At 64.1% G+C, this 18,777-nt stretch carries 18 protein-coding genes; 14 read left to right on the top strand and 4 right to left on the bottom strand.

The features are described from left to right. From EN984_RS01585 to EN984_RS01570, 4 genes are all read left to right on the top strand, one after another. On the top strand, positions 1–430 hold a 430-nt coding region (locus tag EN984_RS01585; protein WP_127383612.1), incomplete at its 5' end, for an ATP-binding cassette domain-containing protein. 5 nt (positions 431–435) lie between these two features. Next, complete coding sequence (locus EN984_RS01580) at positions 436–1,317, top strand: branched-chain amino acid ABC transporter permease (RefSeq protein WP_127269886.1); 882 nt, start codon at positions 436–438, stop codon at positions 1,315–1,317. Between the two features lie 4 nt (positions 1,318–1,321). Then, complete coding sequence (locus EN984_RS01575; RefSeq protein ID WP_127269888.1) at positions 1,322–1,951, top strand: FMN-binding negative transcriptional regulator; 630 nt, start codon at positions 1,322–1,324, stop codon at positions 1,949–1,951. 29 nt (positions 1,952–1,980) lie between these two features. Then, positions 1,981–3,027: an ornithine cyclodeaminase gene (locus EN984_RS01570; protein ID WP_127269890.1), complete on the top strand. Its 1,047-nt coding sequence runs from the start codon at positions 1,981–1,983 to the stop codon at positions 3,025–3,027. A gap of 12 nt (positions 3,028–3,039) precedes the next feature. On the opposite strand, the gene EN984_RS01565 is transcribed toward EN984_RS01570, so the two are convergent. The 4 genes from EN984_RS01565 to EN984_RS01550 all read right to left on the bottom strand — a co-directional run bounded on the left by EN984_RS01565 (position 3,040) and on the right by EN984_RS01550 (position 7,971). Continuing rightward, positions 3,040–4,143: an alcohol dehydrogenase family protein gene (locus EN984_RS01565; protein ID WP_127269892.1), complete on the bottom strand. Its 1,104-nt coding sequence runs from the start codon at positions 4,141–4,143 to the stop codon at positions 3,040–3,042. A gap of 9 nt (positions 4,144–4,152) precedes the next feature. Continuing rightward, positions 4,153–5,532 (bottom strand): aspartate aminotransferase family protein, encoded by a 1,380-nt coding sequence (locus EN984_RS01560; RefSeq protein ID WP_127272619.1) that lies wholly within the window; start codon positions 5,530–5,532, stop codon positions 4,153–4,155. Between the two features lie 38 nt (positions 5,533–5,570). Further along, the gene (locus EN984_RS01555) at positions 5,571–7,064 is read right to left on the bottom strand and encodes an NAD-dependent succinate-semialdehyde dehydrogenase (RefSeq protein ID WP_127269510.1); all 1,494 of its coding nucleotides are present in this window, start codon (positions 7,062–7,064) and stop codon (positions 5,571–5,573) included. Positions 7,065–7,479: 415 nt separating this feature from the next. Next, entirely contained in the window at positions 7,480–7,971 is a 492-nt protein-coding gene (locus EN984_RS01550) for an Lrp/AsnC family transcriptional regulator (protein WP_127269511.1), read from the bottom strand. 81 nt (positions 7,972–8,052) lie between these two features. Between EN984_RS01550 and EN984_RS01545 the strand changes: the two genes are divergently transcribed. The 10 genes from EN984_RS01545 (at position 8,053) to doeB (ending at position 18,235) form a co-directional block, all read left to right on the top strand. Further along, positions 8,053–9,438 (top strand): PLP-dependent aminotransferase family protein, encoded by a 1,386-nt coding sequence (locus EN984_RS01545; protein WP_127272428.1) that lies wholly within the window; start codon positions 8,053–8,055, stop codon positions 9,436–9,438. 272 nt (positions 9,439–9,710) lie between these two features. Beyond that, positions 9,711–10,502, top strand: coding sequence for an ectoine/hydroxyectoine ABC transporter ATP-binding protein EhuA (gene ehuA, locus EN984_RS01540; RefSeq protein ID WP_127271555.1), 792 nt, complete (start codon positions 9,711–9,713; stop codon positions 10,500–10,502). An 87-nt stretch (positions 10,503–10,589) separates the two neighbouring features. Continuing rightward, entirely contained in the window at positions 10,590–11,441 is an 852-nt protein-coding gene (gene ehuB / locus EN984_RS01535) for an ectoine/hydroxyectoine ABC transporter substrate-binding protein EhuB (RefSeq protein WP_127272429.1), read from the top strand. A gap of 155 nt (positions 11,442–11,596) precedes the next feature. Beyond that, entirely contained in the window at positions 11,597–12,256 is a 660-nt protein-coding gene (gene ehuC / locus EN984_RS01530; RefSeq protein ID WP_013530328.1) for an ectoine/hydroxyectoine ABC transporter permease subunit EhuC, read from the top strand. Positions 12,257–12,290: 34 nt separating this feature from the next. Continuing rightward, complete coding sequence (gene ehuD, locus EN984_RS01525; RefSeq protein ID WP_127270574.1) at positions 12,291–12,950, top strand: ectoine/hydroxyectoine ABC transporter permease subunit EhuD; 660 nt, start codon at positions 12,291–12,293, stop codon at positions 12,948–12,950. A gap of 3 nt (positions 12,951–12,953) precedes the next feature. Next, positions 12,954–13,730 carry an ectoine utilization protein EutA gene (gene eutA / locus EN984_RS01520; protein ID WP_127270572.1) on the top strand — a complete coding sequence of 259 codons (777 nt, stop codon included), beginning with the start codon at positions 12,954–12,956 and terminating at the stop codon, positions 13,728–13,730. A gap of 183 nt (positions 13,731–13,913) precedes the next feature. After that, on the top strand, positions 13,914–14,909 hold the full coding sequence (eutB, locus tag EN984_RS01510; protein WP_127270570.1) for a hydroxyectoine utilization dehydratase EutB: 996 nt from the start codon (positions 13,914–13,916) through the stop codon (positions 14,907–14,909). Further along, the gene (gene eutC, locus EN984_RS01505) at positions 14,906–15,898 is read left to right on the top strand and encodes an ectoine utilization protein EutC (RefSeq protein ID WP_127273333.1); all 993 of its coding nucleotides are present in this window, start codon (positions 14,906–14,908) and stop codon (positions 15,896–15,898) included. Before eutB ends, eutC begins: the two co-directional genes overlap by 4 nt. 154 nt (positions 15,899–16,052) lie before the next feature. Beyond that, complete coding sequence (doeA, locus tag EN984_RS01500; protein WP_127271633.1) at positions 16,053–17,231, top strand: ectoine hydrolase DoeA; 1,179 nt, start codon at positions 16,053–16,055, stop codon at positions 17,229–17,231. Positions 17,232–17,236: 5 nt separating this feature from the next. Continuing rightward, the gene (gene doeB, locus EN984_RS01495; protein ID WP_127272431.1) at positions 17,237–18,235 is read left to right on the top strand and encodes a N(2)-acetyl-L-2,4-diaminobutanoate deacetylase DoeB; all 999 of its coding nucleotides are present in this window, start codon (positions 17,237–17,239) and stop codon (positions 18,233–18,235) included. The last annotated feature ends 542 nt before the right edge of the window (positions 18,236–18,777 follow it).

Below are 18,777 nucleotides of genomic sequence, written 5' to 3'. Positions count from 1 at the left end.
GGTGGCCGACAATCTGCGTCTCGGCGGCGCAGTGCATCAGCCGGCGGCCGAGGCAAGGCTGCGCGAGGAGGAGATGCTGGAGTTGTTCCCGATCCTGCGCCGCTACCACCGCGTCAAGGGCGGCAATCTGTCGGGCGGCGAACAGCAGATGCTGGCCATCGCCCGCGCGCTGATGGGCAAGCCGCGCATGATCCTGCTCGACGAGCCCTCGCTCGGCCTTGCCCCGCAACTGATCGACACCGTCTTCGACCTGATCGCCGAACTGCGCCGCAAGGGCCTGACCATCCTGCTGGTCGAACAGAATGTGGCGCTGGCGCTCGAAATCGCCGACCGCGCCGTTGTGCTCGCCAATGGCGAGGTGGTGCTGTCGGGCACGGCAAAAGAACTCGCTTCATCGGACCTCGTCCGCCAAGCCTATCTGGGAGCTTAAGAAGCATGATCGCGCAGCAGATCATCAATGCGGTGAGCCTCGGCGGCGTCTATGCCCTGCTGGCGCTCGGGCTGGCGATCGTCTTTTCCATCGTCGGCCTCATCAACTTCGCCCATGGCGAGCTGATGACGCTGTCGGGCTATGCGCTTCTGGCCTCGCTGGTGCTCGGCTTCCCGTTCCCGGTGGCGGTGCTTGTCGCCGTCTCCTGCGGCGCGCTCGCCGCCGTCGCCATGGAGCGTATCGCCTTCAGGCCCATGCGCGGCGCCAGCGTCACCAGCCTGCTGTTGACCAGCTTCGCGGTTTCCAGCTTGCTGAAGGTCGTCTTCCAGAACGGCATCTCGGCACGGCCGCAAGCTGTCGCCATGCCTAGCTGGATGACCGGCGCCTTCTCCTTCGGCGACTTCACCATCGGCGTCGGTCCCAGCATCTCCATCGTCGTCTCCGCACTGGCGCTGATTGCGCTGGAAGTCTTCCTGCGCCGCTCGGTGACCGGCACGGCGATGCGCGCCGCGGCGGAAGATTTCGACGTCGTGCGCCTGATGGGCATTCCGGCCAGCCGCATCATCGCCACCGCCTTCCTGCTCTCCGGCCTGCTGGCCGGGCTGGCGGCCATGCTGTGGGTGGCGCAGCGTGCCTCGGTCGATCCGCTGATGGGCTTTACGCCGGTGTTGAAGGCCTTCATCGCCGCCGTCGTCGGCGGGCTGGGCAGCCTGCCCGGTGCGGTCGCCGGCGGCTTCCTGCTCGGCATCATCGAGGTGCTGTTGCAGGCGACACTGCCGGGAGCGATCGCGCCCTATCGCGACGCCATCGTGCTGTCGGGCGTCATCGCCGTGCTGCTGGTTCGCCCGCAAGGCCTGATCCCGGCGGTTCGCGCCCAGCGAAGCTGACCTGATGTATACCAAGCTCGAGTTCGCGCCACTGTCGCGCGACGAGGTGTTCGGCCTGATCGAGGCCGCGGCCTTCGCCGCGGTGGTGACATCGGGACCGCAGGGTCTTGTCGTCTCGCATCTTCCCTTCGTGCTCGATCGCGCGCGGGGTGAAAACGGAACGCTGGTCTCGCATCTCGCCAGGGCCAATCCGCACAGCGCGCTGATCGCCGAGGGCAGGGAGACGGTCGCCATCTTTCACGGTCCGCATGGCTACATCTCGCCGTCCTGGTATCCGCGCAATCCGGTGCGCGACAGCGCGCCGACCTGGAATTTTGCTGTCGTGCATTGTCATGGGCATCCGGTGCCGCTCGACGATCATGCCACCGCCCGGCATCTCCTGCAGCTTGTCGACGTGCTGGAGAAGGAGCGCGACGACCGCTGGTGCATGCGCGAACTGGGACCAGGCGGCATGGAGCGGCGCATACCGCATATCCTTGGGTTTGACCTGCCGATCGAACGGCTCGAAGCCAAGTTCAAGATGGGACAGGATGAGCGCCTCTACGACACGGGCGGAGCTATCGGGGCGCTGGAACAAAACGATCCGGCGCTGGCGGCGATGATGAAGGCGCACAACGCGCATCGCCAGGACTGACCGCCCGCATGCGGCAAGGATAAGAAAAAATGATCCCCAATCTCAACATCGTGCCCTTCGTCAGCGTCGATCATATGATGAAGCTGGTGCTGAAGATCGGCGTCGAGCGCTTCCTCGTCGAACTGGCCGGCTACATCGAGGATGATTTCCGCCGCTGGGAGCTGTTCGACAAGACGCCGCGCGTCGCCTCGCACAGCGCCGAGGGCGTCATCGAGCTGATGCCGACCAGCGACGGCGAGGTCTACGGCTTCAAATACGTCAACGGCCATCCCAAGAACATGCGCGAAGGCCGCCAGACGGTGACCGCTTTCGGCATGCTCGCCGATGTCCACAATGGCTATCCTGTCTTGCTATCCGAAATGACGATCCTGACCGCACTGCGCACGGCGGCGATGTCGGCTCTGGCCGCCAAATACCTGGCGCCGGCCGGCTCCAGCTGCATGGCGCTGATCGGCAACGGCGCCCAGGCCGAATTCCAGGCGGTGGCCTTCAAGGCGCTGCTCGGCGTCGACAGGCTGAGGCTTTACGACATCGACCGCACTGCCACCGAAAAATGCATCCGCAATCTCGCCGGTCTCGGCTTCGACATGGTCGCCTGCGGCACCGCGCAGGAGGCGGTCGAGGGAGCCGACATCATCACCACCGTCACCGCCGACAAGCAGTACGCCACCATCCTCACCGACAATATGGTCGGCTCCGGCGTGCACATCAACGCGGTCGGCGGCGACTGTCCGGGCAAGACCGAACTGCACCGCGATATCCTGCTGCGCTCCGATATCTTCGTCGAATATCCGCCGCAGACGCGCATCGAGGGCGAGATCCAGCAGCTTGCGCCGGATCATGAGGTGATCGAGCTGTGGCAGGTGATGTCGGGCGCCGTACAAGGCCGGCGCGATCCCGGTCAGATCACGCTGTTCGATTCGGTCGGCTTCGCCATCGAGGATTTTTCGGCGCTGCGCTATGTCAGGGATCAGCTGCGCTCGACTGGCCTCTACCAGGAACTCGACATGCTGGCCGACCCCGACGAGCCGCGCGACCTGTTCGGCATGCTGCTGAGAGCGGCCCAGCACGGTTGAGACGAGCGTTGTTCAGCCAGCCGAGCCCCACATGGCATCCGGCACCACCACCAGCTTGCCGACGAAATCCTTGGCGATGAAATCCGCCTGCGCATGGTGGAAATCGGAGAGCTTGTAGACGCCGCCGACCAGCGGCCGGATCTTTCTCGCCTCGATGTAGCCAACGATGCGGCGGAAATCCGCGCGCGTGCCCTGGCTTGAGCCATGCAGCTGCAACTGCTTCAGGTACATGGTCCTGAGATCGAACTGCACGACCGGGCCGGCAATCGCGCCTGCGGTAGTGTAACGGCCCTCGGGCCTGAGAATACGCAACAGGTCGTTGAAGATGGCGCCGCCGACGAGGTCGGCCACCACGTCGATCGGCTGGCCTCCGGTCGCCTCGTTCACGGCTCGCGGCAGGTCGGCAACACCACGGGTGATGACAACCTCGGCCCCGATGTCGCGCACCGCCTGTTCCTTGCCCTTGCCGACGACCGCATAGGGAATGGCGCCGCGCGCCCGTGCCAGTTGCACGATGCCCGAACCGACACCACCCGAGGCGCCTGTGACCAGCACACGCTCGCCGGCCTTGAGCGCGGCGCGCTCCAGCATCTGTTCACCGGTGAGGTAAGCGCAGCAGAAGGTGGCGAGTTCGATATCGCTCATGTCGGTGTCGATGACATGAGCGTTCTCGGCCGGCACGGCCTGGTATTCGGCGTAACCGCCATCGCGGCCATGGCCCATATAATCGATGTCGGCGAGTGAATCGTCGTCGCGGTTGTAGATCGAGAAATCGACCATCACCCGTTCGCCGATACGGTCCGGCGATACGCCTTCGCCGACGGCGGCGACGATACCGACGGTGTCCGTGCCCTGGATGCGCGGGAAAACAAGCGTGTTGCCCTGGCGGCGCCATGTCGACACGGCGGCAGCGTCCTCCTCCGTGCCATAGGCGCCCTGGCGCACCCAGACATCGGTGTTGTTCATCCCGCAAGCGCTGACCTTGACCAGCACTTCACCGGGAGCGGGCCCGGGCACTTTCACATCGCTGCGGTAGACGAGTTTTTCCGGTCCGCCGTGCCCGGTGAGCAGCACGGCGGCCATGGTGGCGGGGAGGGTTCTGATCATGGCATTCATCGGTCGATCTCAGAGATTGGCAAACACGCTCTTCACGGCATCGGCGGTCTTCGACACGACGATGTCGGCTTCCTCGCGGGTCAGGCAGAGCGGCGGCGCGAAGCCGAGAATATCGCCCTGCGGCATGGCGCGGCCGATGACGCCGCTTGCGGCAAGTGCCGTCGCCACCTGCGGGCCGATCTTGAGCGAGGCGTCGAAGAACACCCGGTCGTCCTTGTCGGCAACGAATTCCACCGCCGCCAGCATGCCGTCGCCGCGGACGTCCCCGACATTCGTGTGGCCGCCGACCGCCTTGGCCAGTTCGGCGCGGAAATAGGCGCCGGTCTCGCGGGCATTTGTCAGCAAATCCATCTCGTCGATCAGTTCGAGATTGGCCACACCGGCGGCGACGCAGATCGGATGCGCCGAATAGGTCCAGCCATGACCGAGCGAACCGAGCTTGTCGGAGCCCTCAACCAGCACCTGCCACATCTTGTCGGCGACGATGACGCCCGACAGCGGCGCATAGGCCGAGGTCAGGCCCTTGGCGATGGTGATCAGGTCCGGCTTGATGCCGTAATGGTCGGAGCCGAACATGGTGCCCAGCCGGCCGAAGCCCGTCACCACCTCGTCGGCGACCAGAAGCACGTCGTACTTCTTCAGCACCGCCTGGATCTTTTCCCAATAGCCGGCCGGCGGCGGCACGATGCCGCCGGTGCCGAGGATCGGCTCGCCGATGAAGGCCGCGACGGTTTCCGGACCCTCAGCCAGGATCATCTCCTCGAGCTTGTCGGCGCAATGCTGAGAAAATTGCTCCTCGCTCATCGAGCGGTCGGCGCGGCGGAAATAGTAGGGCGCCTCGGTGTGCAGGATCGGTGCGCGCGGCAGGTCGAAGGCGTTGTGGAACAGGTCGAGCCCGGTCAGCGATCCAGTCATCACGCCCGAGCCGTGATAGCCGCGCCAGCGCGAAATGATCTTCTTCTTCTCCGGCCGGCCGAGCACGTTGTTGTAGTACCAGATCAGCTTGATGTTGGTTTCGTTGGCATCGGAACCGGAGAGGCCGAAATAGACGCGCGACATGCCCTGCGGCGCGCGATCGATGATCATCTTGGCCAGCGTGATCGAGGCCTCGGTGCCGTGGCCGACATAGGCGTGGTAGTAGGCGAGGTTCTTCGCCTGGGCGGCGATGGCATCGGCGATCTTCTGACGGCCGTAGCCGACATTGACACAATAGAGGCCGGCGAAGGCATCGAGGCTCTTCTTGCCATTGTTGTCCCAGACGGTGACGCCTTCACCGCCGGCCATGATGCGCGTCGGGCTTTCGCCCCGCGCATGCGTGCCCATATGGGTCGAGGGATGGAAGAAGTGGTCGCGATCCCAGGCGGCGAGTTCGTTGGACTGGTCGAGCATTCTTTTGACTCCTGACAAAACGGCGATTCCGGCGCAGCTTAAGCTACATCCAGGCAGAGATATTTGAGATCGGTGAAAGCCTCGAGTCCGTGGCGCGAGCCTTCGCGCCCGATGCCCGATTGCTTGACGCCGCCGAACGGAATCGGCGCGCCGGTGATCTTGACGCGGTTGATGGCGACCATGCCGTAGTCGAGCGCGCGGCCCATGCGCTGCTGCCGGCCGCCATTCTCGGTCACGACATAGGCAACGAGGCCATATTCGGTAGCGTTGGCGCGGGCAATCACTTCATCCTCGCTGTCGAACGGCGTCACGGCGGCAACCGGACCAAACGTCTCCTCGCGCATGATCAGTGCTTCATCGGTGACATCGGCCAGCAGCGTCGGCTGATAGAACAGTGGGCCAGCCTGGTGCCGCTTGCCGCCGGTGAGGCAGCGCGCGCCGTGAGCGATGGCATCGGCGACCTGTTCCTCGACCTTCTTGACGGCGCGCTCGTGCATCAGCGGGCCGATGTCGGTGCTATCAGCAAGGCCATTGCCGGTCCGCAACGTCTCGATACGCTTGGCGAAGGCGGCGCAGAACCGATCGTAGATCGGACGCTGGACATAGATACGGTTGGCAGCGAGGCAGTCCTGGCCCGACGTGGCGAATTTGGCGTCGATGGCGATATCAACCGCTTTGTCCAGATCGGCATCGGCAAAGACGATCAGCGGGGCGTGGCCGCCAAGCTCCATCACCAGCCGCTTCATCGTCGCAGCACTTTGCGCGGCGATCAGCCGGCCGATCTCGGTCGAGCCGGTAAAGCTCATGGCACGGACGCGCGGATCTTCGCACATCCGGCCGACGATGGTCGAAGCCTTGCCGGTGATGATGTTGAAGACGCCGGCGGGCAAGCCGGCGCGTTCGCCGAGTTCGGCCAGCGCCAGCGCCGACAGCGGTGTTTCCGAGGACGGATGCGCAACGATCGTGCAGCCGGCGGCAAGGGCTGCCGCAGCCTTGCGGGTCAGCATCGCCGACGGAAAATTCCACGGCGTGACGACGCCGACGACACCGAGCGGCTCGCGTCGCACCATCATCTCGGCGCCCGGCAGATGGCTTGTGACGCTCTCGGCATTCAAGCGTTTTGCTTCTTCGGCATACCATTCGACGAAGGAAGCGGCATAGTCGATTTCGCCCAGCGACTCCTGCAGCGGCTTGCCCTGTTCCAGCGTCATCAGCAGAGCGAGGTCTTGCTTTGCAGCGATGATCAACTCGAACCATTTCCGCAGGATTTTCGAGCGCTCCTGCGGCAACAGCGCCCGCCACGCCGGGAAGGCGCGCGCGGCGGCATCGATCGCCTTCGTCGTCTGCCGGCCGTCGAGCGCGGCGACGAAAGCGACTGTGGTGCCGGTGGCCGGGTCGGTGACTTCGAAGCTTTCGGCAGCCTCGCTCGCCGTCCAGTGGCCATCGACATAGGCGAGTTCACGCAGCAGCCGGCGGTCGGCGAGGCGATCGAGCGCTTCATGGCGATGCGAGCGGGCGAAATGCGCGGACATGGTCGAGACCTCCCGGTTCGGACTGATGCGGGAAGATTATCCGTCCCGATGCAGACAGAAAGGCTGTTTGGACAGCCCCATAGAGAGAGATTGTCTCTATTGGCCCGCGGGCGCAGATGATCTCTCTGCTGACCGGTGGGCGGCACTAAACCTGGAGATTGGCCGAAGCCTCCCCGCCTTCGTCATCCACGGGCGGAGCAGGAGCGAAGCGACGCGGCGCAGACCCGAGGATCCATGCCGTGATCTTGGTCGAGGAATGCAGCGGAGCAGAATTCTGCACCGCAGCAGCGCTTTGAAGTCGCGGCATGGATCCTGGGGTCTGCGCCGCGTCGCTGCGCTCCTTGCTTCGCCCCAGGATGACGACGTGACGGGGGTTTCGATCAGTCTCCTGGGTGTACGGTAGGGGAGATTGACCTCATGCTTGCGCCGGCAGCAGGTCGGCTATGGGCAGCGCGATCTCGTCCTTCACTGTCTTGATGACGATGTAGGTGAAGTAGCGATCGATGCCGATTTCGCGGTCGAGCAAGCCGTCGACCAGCCGCTGATAGGCGTCGATGTCGCGCGCCATCACCTTCAGCACATAGTCGACGCCGCCGCCCACCGACCAGCAGGCGACGATCTCTGGGATGTCTCGGATGACGCGCTCGAAGCGGTCGAAATCGGCCTGGCGGTGGTTGGCCAGGGTCACCTCCATCAGCACGGTGGCGACGGGTGCCACGACGCGCATGGCGATCCTGGCGTGATAGCCCGAGACGATGCCGGCCTTTTCCAGCTTGCGCAGCCGCATCCAGCACGGCGTCGGCGACAGGCCGACCTGCTCGGCCAGCGCCAGCTTGGTAATGCGTCCGTCGCGCTGGATGGCGTCGAGGATTTTCAGGTCGATCGGGTCGAGTTTCGCTGATGTCATCAGAGCTCACTTTTCGTCCGAGTACCATGACGGCGCATTATTTCGATTGTCAATTGCACTGATTTCGATCTCTAATAAGTCATGACATTGTGGCAACCCGATCCCGCACTCATCAGGCGGCCGGCATATCAATCGCTGGCCGACCAGTTCGCGCGTGCCATCCATGACGGGCGCCTGGCCAATGGTGCGCGGCTGCCGACCCATCGCAGGCTGGCCGACGATCTGAAACTTTCGGTGCAGACGGTCAGCCGCGCCTATGAGGAACTGATCCGTCGCGGCCTGATTTCGGGCGAGATCGGCCGCGGCAGCTTCGTCCAGACGCAGCGCCGCGAGCCGGAGCCGCCATATCTGCCCGAGCGGCTCGGCGAAGTCATCGACCTGTCGATCCTGAAACCGGTTTGTGAGCCGATGCATCTGGAGCGGCTGAAACAAGCACTGGGCTGGCTGGCTGAGAACCTGCCGTCGAGTTCAGCACTTTCGTTCCGGCCCAACATGGTGTTTCCGCGCCACCGCGCGGTGGCGGTCGAATGGCTGAGGCTTTGTGGCCTCGATGCATCGCCGCAGAACGTCAGCCTGACCAACGGCGCCACCGCCGGCATGACCGTGGCGCTGATGAGCGTCGCGCCGCCGGGTTCGACGGTTGCCACCGAGGCGATCGGCCACCATACGCTGGTGCCGTTGGCACGCTATCTCGGCTTCAATCTGGAAGGCCTGCCGATCGACGACAACGGCCTGATCCCGGAAGCGCTGGACGAGGCCTGCCGGCTTTCCGACATCCGCGCGGTCTTCGTGCAGCCCTCGGTGATCAACCCGACGGCGACCCTGATGGATGCGCGGCGGCGAGAAGAGATCGCCGCGGTCGCGCGCAAGCACGACATCGCCATCATCGAGAACGATGTGCTCGGTCCGCTGGTCGAAGACCGGCCGCCGCCGGTTGCCGCGTTCGCGCCGGAGCGCACGCTCTACGTCACCTCCTTCACCAAGATCACCGTGCCCGGTCTGCGCATCGGCTATCTGGCCGCGCCCGACCGCTACGTCGCCGCCGTCGCCAACCGGCATCTGGTCTCGAACTGGATGGCGACGCCGCTGGTGGCCGAGATCGCCACCAAATGGGTGACCGACGGCACGGCGATGGAGCTTGTCCACTGGCAGCGCGCGGCTTTGCGGCGCCGGCAGGATATTGCAGCGCAAGTGCTGGCGGGGGTGGACTATCGCGCCCGGCGCGACGGGTTGCATGTCTGGCTGCAACTGCCGGCCGACCGGGCTGAGGAAAGCTTTGTCGCCCAGGCTCGCCTGCAGGGCGTGGCGATTGCACCCGGCACGTCCTTCCGTATTTCGGCTGCGCCGTGGCATCCGGCGGTTCGTATCTCGCTGGGTTCGACCACCGAGGGGGAACTGCGCGCCGGCCTCGGCGTTGTCACCAAGCTTTTGCTCGGCGATCCCGAGCACCTGCTGCTCGCTATCTAGCGAGTGCGCCGCTATCCGGGTGATGCCGGCCTGCGAAAGGCAGCCTCCTGCGCTTCCGGTACTCACGTACGAAAAGTACGCTCCGTTCCGGTTCTCGGAGGCTCCCATTCTCGGCTCGGCCTGACCCGAATCCCGGCGCACTCTTCGGCACTGGTTGCTCAAGAATTGTGCGGAATGGGAAATATTGTCATGATATTATTTTTCCGATTGACATGATTTGGCGCGTTCCGCATCGTTAAGGGGCACAGGCTTCTCCAGCACGGGGAATTTATTTGTCCGCATCAGCGCCCATCATCAAGATCGACGGCATCTCGAAGAGCTTCGGCAGCTTCAAGGTGCTGGACGGCCTGTCGATGCAGGTCATGCCCGGCGAGAAGCTGGCGCTGATCGGCCCGTCGGGCTCGGGCAAGACGACGATCCTGCGCATCCTGATGACACTTGAGCGCATCGATGGCGGTCATATCCAGATCGACGGCGAGCAGCTCTACCACATGGAACGCAATGGCCAGCTGCTGCCCGCCGATGAGCGGCATCTGACAAGGATGCGGCGGAAGATCGGCATGGTGTTCCAGCTGTTCAACCTGTTTCCGCACAAATGCGTCATGGACAATGTCACGCTGGCGCCGATGCTGACCAAGGGCACGCCACGCGCCGCCGCCGAAAAGCGGGCGATGGAACTGCTCGAAATGGTCGGCATGGCCGACAAGGCCAAGTCCATGCCGGCGCAGCTATCCGGCGGGCAGAAGCAACGCGTCGCGATCGCCCGGGCACTCGCGCTGTCGCCGAAGATCATGCTGTTCGACGAGGTGACGTCGGCGCTCGATCCGGAGCTCGTCGAGGAGGTGATGAACGTCATGCGCAAACTCGCCGCCGAGACCGACATGACCATGCTGCTGGTCACCCACGAGATGGGTTTCGCCCATGATTTCGCCGACCGGGTGCTGTTCTTCGATCGTGGCAGAATCGTCGAGGAAGGCAAGCCGGACGAGATTTTCCGCAATCCCAAGCAGGAGCGCACGCAAGGCTTCCTGAAGAAGATCATCGCGGCCGGACATCGCGTCTGACCGTAATGCCGAGGCGGCAACGCCGCCATCAAAGGCGGCGAGGCCGCCCGTAACAAAAGCAAGACAAGAAACAAGGAGTTGGGAACAATGAACAAACTTGGCATTCTGGCCGGCGTTGCCGGTCTTGCACTGACGGCGGTGCTGGCCGCCTCTATCCCCGGTTCGGCCGACGACAGCAAGCTCGAACAGCTTAAGGCGCAAGGTTTCGCTCGCCTCGCCATCGCCAACGAGCCGCCCTACACGGCGGTCGCCGCCGATGGCAAGGTTTCGGGTGCCGCGCCCGATGTGGCCCGCGAGATATTCAAGCGGCTCGGCGTCGCCGACGTCGCCGCTTCGATCTCTGAATATGGCGCCATGATCCCCGGCCTGCAGGCAGGTCGCTTCGATGTCGTCACCGCCGGCCTGTTCATGAAGCCGGAACGCTGCGCCGCCGTCGTCTATTCCGAGCCGGTGCTTTGCGATGCCGAGGCGATGTTGGTGAAGAAGGGCAATCCGAAGGGCTTCAAGAGCTATGAGGATGTCGCCAAGGATACGACTGCGACCATCGGCGCGCCAGGCGGCGGCACCGAGGAGAAGCTCGCGCTCAATGCCGGCGTGCCACGCGATCGCGTCATCGTCGTGCCGGATGGCCAGAGCGGCGTGAAGATGCTCCAAGATGGTCGCATCGACGCTTATTCGCTGCCCGTCCTGTCGATCAATGATCTGGTCAAGAAGGCCAACGATCCGAACCTCGAAGTCATCGCTCCGGTGCAGGGCGCACCGGTCTATTGCGACGGCGCCGCCTTCAAGAAGGGCGATGAGGCACTGCGCGACGCCTTCGACGTAGAACTGGCCAAGATGAAGAAATCAGGCGAGTTCGCCAAGATTATCGAACCCTACGGCTTCTCGGCGGCGGCGGCGATGTCGACCAGCCGCGACAAGCTCTGCGCGGCGAAGTGATTTTTCCTTCTCCCCGTTCAACGGGGAGAAGGTGTCACGAAGTGATGGATGAGGGGCGGCGCCAAGTTCTGAGACTCTAGTGCCGCCCCTCATCTGCCTGCCGGCATCTTCTCCCCGTACGGGGAGAAGGAGCTAAACCCAACGTTGGAACGTAAATGACCCAGTGGTCCGGCTATTTCGGCCTGATATTGCAGGGAGCGCTTGTCACCATCGAGCTGACGCTGATGGGGTCGGTGCTGGCGTTGATCATGGCCTTCCTCGCCGGCATGGGGCGCGTATCGCGCTTCTTTGCGCTGCGTTGGTTGGCCACCGCCTATATCGAATTCTTCCGCGGCACCTCGATCTTCGTGCAGTTGTTCTGGGCCTATTTCGTGCTGCCCTTCATCGGCATTTCGTTGACCCCGTTGCAGGCCGGCGTGCTGGCGCTCGGCCTCAATGTCGGCGCCTACGCCGCCGAAGTCGTGCGCGGCGCCATCCAGTCGATCGGCCGCGAACAGTATGAGGCCTGCACCGCGCTCAATCTCGGGCGGTGGCAAGGCATGCGCCACATCATCCTGCCGCAGGCGCTGCTGGTGATGCTGCCGACTTTCGGCAACAACGCCATCGAATTGCTCAAGGCGACCGCCGTGGTGTCGCTGATCTCGCTCACCGACCTGACCTTCCAGGCGCAGGTGGTGCGCGCCCAGACCGGCAACACCCTGGTGCCATTCACCACCATCCTGATCATCTATTTCATCCTCGCCCTGCTCATCTCGTGGGGCGTGCGCTCGCTGGAACGACGCATGGCGCGCGGCCTCGATGGGGTGCGTGCCTGATGGCCAATTTCCTTCTGATAAATTGGGCCTGCTGATGGAATGGGATTGGAATTTCGTCTGGGAAATCATGCCGACGCTGATCCAGGGGGTGAAGATCACCATCCTGGCGACGCTGCTCGGCTCGGTGCTGGCGGCGGTCGTCGGGCTGGGCATTGCGCTGGCGCGCCGCTCGCCCAACAAAGCGCTGTCGCGCACGGTCGGCTGGGCGGCTGAATTCATCCGTGGCACGCCGCTGCTGGTGCAGCTCTATTTCATTTTCTACGTGCTGCCCGACATCGGCATCCTGTTGCCGCCGCTGGTCGCCGGTGTCATCGGGCTCGGGCTGCATTACGGCACCTACACGGCCGAGGTTTATCGTGCCGGCATCGACAATGTGCCGCGCGGCCAATGGGAGGCCGCCAAGGCATGCAATTTGAGCGCCAGTCAGACCTGGACCCACATCATCATTCCGCAGGCCATCCCGCCGATGATTCCGGCGCTCGCCAATTATTTCATCGCCATGTTCAAGGAAACGCCGCTGCTGTCGGCAATCACCGTGCTGGAACTGATGAACCAGGCCAAAAGCGTCGCCAACACCTACTATCGCTATATCGAGCCGATCACCTTGGTCGGTGCTTTCTTCCTGGTCATCAGTCTGTTTTCGGTCGTGCTGCTGCGCTGGCTGGAACGCCGCTACGGCAAGATCGAGAGGTAACCGATGAAACCCTTGCCCGAGATCAAGATCTACCCGAAACGGCCGGCGCTGGATGCACGCCCGCTCGACATGCGCATCGGCCTGATCATCCTGGCCACTGACCACACCAGCGAACCGGATTTCCGCCGCATGGTGGCGAGCGAGCGGGTCGGCGTCTATGTCGCGCGCATTCCCTATGCCAACCCGACGACGCCTGAAAACCTGCGCAAGATGCAGCCGGCGCTGACGGCGGGCGCCGCCCTGATCCTGCCGGACGAGAAGCTCGATGCCATCTGCTATTCCTGCACTTCGGCCTCGGTGGTAATCGGCGATGCCGAGATCGAGGCGGCGATCCAGGTCGCAAAGCCCGGCGTGCCGGTGGTCACACCGCCGATGGCGGGCGTGCGCGGGCTGCGTGCGCTGGGCGCAAACAAGCTCAGCATCCTCACTCCCTACACGGTCGAGACATCCAGGCCGATGGCCGCCTATTTCGCGGCGCGCGGCTTCGAGATCGTCAGCTTCACCTGCCTCGGTTTCGAGGACGACCGCGAGATGGCGCGCATCGCACCGGCAACCCTTGTCGATCTTGCGCGGGAAGCGACCGACGCCAGCGCCGATGCGCTGTTCGTGTCCTGCACGGCGCTGCGTAGCGCCCTCGCGCTCACCGGCATGGAAAAGGCGATCGGACGTCCCGTGGTGACCAGCAACCAGGCGACCGCCTGGAACTGCCTGAGATTGTGCGGGGATGAGGCGCCGCATCCTGAGTTCGGGCGGCTGATGACGTTGCCGTTGGTTCAGTAAGACGATGTCCCACATTCACGAGCGACCCCCTCTGGCCTGCCGGCCATCTCCCCCTCGAGGGGGGAGATTAGCTGCTGCCCGGCTTTCGCCAATCACCGACGTGACAGGAAGAACGGCAGCGTCGAAGCTGCCAATCTCCCCCCTCGAGGGGGAGATGGCCGGCAGGCCAGAGGGGGTCGCCCCATGACGCGCGCCGTCGCCCTAGCGGACATCCGTATCGCCCGTGACCGTATCGCTGGCAAAGTCGAGCGCACGCCGACCGTGCTGTCCCCGAGCCTATCCGAACAACTGGGCGTCCCCGTTCACCTCAAGCTCGAACACCGGCAGACCACCGGCAGCTTCAAGCTGCGTGGCGCCTCGAACGCCGTCGCCTCGTTGAACGCCGAACAGAAGGCGCGGGGCGTGGTCGCGGCCTCGACCGGCAATCATGGCCGCGCGCTGGCGCATGCGGCGAAGCTTGAGGGCATGCGCGCCGTAATCTGCATGTCGCGCCTGGTGCCCGGCAACAAGCTCGACGAGATCCGCCGGCTTGGCGCGGAGGTCCGCATTATCGGCGACAGCCAGGACGATGCCCAGCAGGAGGTCGATCGGCTGGTGGCGCAAGAGGGGCTGGTGATGCTGCCGCCCTTCGACCATCCCGACATTATCGCCGGGCAAGGCACGGTCGGGCTTGAGATAATCGGGCAGGTCCCGGATGCCGCCCTCGTTCTGGTCCAACTCTCCGGCGGTGGGCTCGCCTCAGGGGTTGCTACGGCCATCAAAGGCGTCAGCCCCCGGACAAAAGTCATCGGTGTCTCGATGGCGCGTGGCGCGGCGATGAAGGCCAGCCTCGATGCGGGCCAACCGGTATTGGTGGAAGAATTGCCGACGCTGGCGGATTCGCTCGGCGGCGGCATCGGCCTCGACAATCGGCTGACCTTCGCCATGTGCCGCGACCTGCTCGATGATGTCATCCTGCTCAGCGAAGACGAGATCGCCGCCGGAATCCGTCACGCCTATGCGCAGGAGCGCGAAATCGTCGAGGGCGCGGGCGCTGTCGGCATCGCCGCACTGCTGGCCGGCAAGGTCAGGTCGGACGGGCCGGTGGTTGTTCTGCTGTCCGGTCGCAACATCGATATGGACGCGCACCGCACAATCGTTTGCGGCGTAGCGCCATCGCTCAAGGAGCGCGCCGCATGAGCCGGATGACCATCCTTACCGAGAAAGAGTTGCGGGCGATCGTGACACTCGATCTCGATGCCGTCGCCTGCGTCGAAAACGCCTTCCGTGCGCTTGCCACTCTGCCGGTGGCGATGCCGCCGATCCTGCGGCTAGACATTCCCGAGCATCGCGGCGAGGTCGACGTGAAGACCGCCTATGTGCCCGGCATTGACGGTTTCGCCATCAAGATCAGCCCCGGCTTCTTCGACAATCCGAAGCTCGGCCTGCCCAGCGTCAACGGCATGATGGTGCTGCTGTCAGCCAAGACCGGCCTGGTCGAAGCGCTGCTGCTCGACAACGGCTATCTCACGGATATCCGAACCGCTGCTGCCGGCGCCGTCGCCGCCAAACATCTGTCGCGGCAGGACTCGTCCGTTGCCGCGATCTTCGGCGCTGGCGTCCAGGCCGGGCTGCAATTGGAAGCACTCATGCTGGTGCGGCCGATTGCCGAGGCGCGCATCTGGGCACGCGATGCGGCAAAGGCCGAGGCAACCGCCGGAGCCCTGCGCGAAAAGCTCGGCATTCTCGTGCATGCCGAGCCCGACGCGGCAAACGCGGTCGCCGGCGCCGACATCATCGTCACCACGACGCCTTCGACCGAGCCGCTGATCAAGGCCGGCTTCGTTTCCGCAGGGCAGCACATCACCGCGATGGGATCGGACGCCGAGCACAAGAACGAGATCGCGCCGGCAATCCTGCGCATGGCCGATCTCTATGCCGCTGACAGTGGCCGCCAGACAAAGCGGCTGGGTGAGCTGCATCATGCAATCGCGGCGGGCGTGATGGCCGCCGAGGAAGAGGTGACCGAACTCGGCCAGATCATCGCCGGCGCGAAACACGGACGGCGCTCGGCCAGCGACATCACCATCGCCGATCTCACCGGCACTGGCGTCCAGGACACGGCGATCGCCACGCTCGCTCGAGACCGTGCGCGGGTGGCCGGTTCCGGGGCCATCTTCGAAAGCTGATGCTGGCCGCAGGAGCATGATCCGGAAAAGTGGGAACCGGTTTTCTCGGACAAACGGTTTTCCGTTTGTCCAGAGATCACGCTCAAACAAGAACGACGAGTTGGATTCAAAGCTGATACCGGCCGCAAGGCCCAACAAACGAGGACCAAGAACAATGCAACCGAACCTGAGATTCTCGCGCGGCGAATATGCGGATCGCCTCGCCAAGACACGCAAGGCCATGGAGGCCAAGGGCGTCGATCTTCTTGTTGTCAGCGATCCTTCCAACATGGCCTGGTTGACCGGCTATGACGGCTGGTCGTTCTATGTGCACCAGGCGGTTATCGTGCCGCCTTCGGGCGAGCCGGTCTGGTACGGCCGCGGCCAGGACGCCAACGGCGCCAAGCGCACCGCTTATCTCGCGCACGACAATATCGTCGGCTATGCCGATCACTATGTGCAGTCGACCGAGCGCCACCCGATGGATTTTTTGGCCAGCGTGCTTGCGGATCGCGGCTGGGGCAAGCTGACAGTCGGCGTCGAAATGGACAATTACTGGTTCTCGGCGGCCGCCTTTGCGTCGCTGCAGAAGCATCTGCCCAATGCCCGCTTTGTCGATGCCACCGCGCTTGTCAACTGGCAGCGTGCGGTGAAGAGCCCGACCGAGATCGATTATATGCGCAAGGCGGCCCGCATCGTCGAGGCCATGCATCAGCGCATCTTCGACAAGATCGAGGTCGGCATGCGCAAATGCGATCTCGTCGCCGAAATCTATGATGCCGGCACGCGCGGCGTCGACGGTATTGGCGGCGACTATCCGGCGATCGTGCCGCTGCTGCCGTCGGGTGCCGATGCCTCGGCGCCGCATCTGACCTGGGATGACAGAGCGATGAAGCGGGGCGAGGGCACCTTCTTCGAGATTGCCGGCTGCTACAACCGCTATCACTGCCCGCTGTCGCGCACCGTCTTCCTAGGCAAGCCGACGCAGGAATTCCTCGATGCCGAGAAGGCGACGCTGGAAGGTATGGAAGCCGGGCTGGCTGCCGCGAAACCCGGCAACGCCTGCGAGGACATCGCCAACGCCTTCTTCGGTGTCCTCAAGCGATACGGTATCGTCAAGGACAACCGCACCGGCTACTCGATCGGCCTGTCCTATCCGCCGGACTGGGGCGAGCGCACGATGAGCCTGCGTCCCGGCGACCGCACCGAGCTCAAGCCCGGCATGACCTTCCATTTCATGACCGGCCTGTGGCTGGAAACGATGGGACTGGAGATCACCGAGTCCATCCTGATCACCGAAACCGGTGTGGAGTGCCTGGCCAATGTGCCGCGCAAGCTGGTGGTGAAGGATTGAGCCCGATGTCCAGCACCCGCCCGTCGCCGATCGCGCCGACCGTCGATTTCGACCGCGACGGCATTCAGCACGGTTTCCTGCGCTTGCCCTACAGCCGCGACGATTCCGCGTGGGGCTCGGTTATGATCCCGATCTGCGTCATCCGCAACGGCAACGGGCCGGCAGCGCTGCTGACCGGCGGCAACCATGGCGACGAGTATGAGGGGCCGCTGGCCCTCTACGATCTCGCCAGGACCCTCGATCCCAAGCAAGTCAGCGGCACGGTGATCATCGTGCCGGCCATGAACTATCCGGCCTTCCGTGCTGGCACGCGCACCTCGCCGATCGACAGGGGCAACATGAACCGCAGCTTTCCCGGCCGGCCGGACGGGACGGTGACCGAGAAGATCGCCGACTATTTCCAGCGTGAGCTGCTCCCCCGCGCCGACATCGTGTTCGACTTCCATTCCGGCGGCAAGACGCTGGACTTCGTGCCGTTCTGCGCCGCGCATACTTTGCCCGACAAGGCGCTGGAACAGAAAGCCTTCGACGCGGTCGCGGCCTTCGCCGCCCCGTTCTCGATGCGCATGATCGAGATCGACGCCGTCGGCATGTATGACACGGCAGCCGAGGAGATGGGCAAGGTCTTCGTCAGCACCGAGCTGGGCGGCGGCGGCACGTCGCGTGCGCAGACGGTGCGGATCGCGCGGCGCGGCATTCTCAACGTACTGCGCCATGCTGGCATTGTAGATGGTGCGGTCGAGAAGACTCGAACCCAGTGGCTCGACATGCCGTCGGGCGATTGTTTCTCCTTCGCCGAAGATGACGGCATGATCGAAACCATGGTCGATCTCGGTGAGCCCGTCGAAGAAGGCTCGGTGCTGGCGCGCATCCATTCCACCGGCCGCACCGGCATCGCCCCGCAGGAGATCCGGGCAAAAATGTCGGGCATGCTGGCGGCGCGGCATTTCCCCGGGCTGGTCAAGGCCGGCGACTGCGCGGCGGTGGTGGCTGTGCACGTCTGAGCGATTCCGCCGAGGCTTGCTCCACCCGGTTCGCGTCCATCGTCACTTGCTCTTGATCCGTTGCGGAGCCTTCGGCGCGGCGGAAAGAAGCAGCATGGCGAGCGGAGTCGACATTGCAGGAGGATGTCACTATATAGCGGCGGCTTCGACCTGCGCGCCCGAGGGCAGCACCTCGAAGCAACTGTGAATGTGTAGTGTGTTGCGCCATCTATTGTGACGGAAATCGGCTCGGAAACCGGAAAAAAGCAAATAGAAACAGTGGCGCAGCGCTGGGCGTGACCCAGCCAACGGTACCGACCCCTCCAGAATCAGAAAATGCTCTTGACCCCTCGATTTCCTATGGCTCTGTGGACCTTGGACGGCATTGGCTTGCCGGACGACCGCGACTCGGCTGGAATGGGGACATGCATCCTTTGCGGGATGTCGACGTTTGTGATTACCAACCGGCTTTGCCGCCAGGGAACAGCAGTATGAGTGAACACGCCATCGAATTCTTGCGGGGATGGATCGGCGAAAAGGTCCATTGCCAGTCCTCCCAGGCA

The organism is Mesorhizobium sp. M7A.F.Ca.CA.004.12.1.1, assembly GCF_003997835.1.
Lineage (GTDB): Bacteria > Pseudomonadota > Alphaproteobacteria > Rhizobiales > Rhizobiaceae > Mesorhizobium.
Note: the sequence above shows the minus strand (reverse complement) of the source record. Positions and strands in the feature narration are given on the sequence as shown.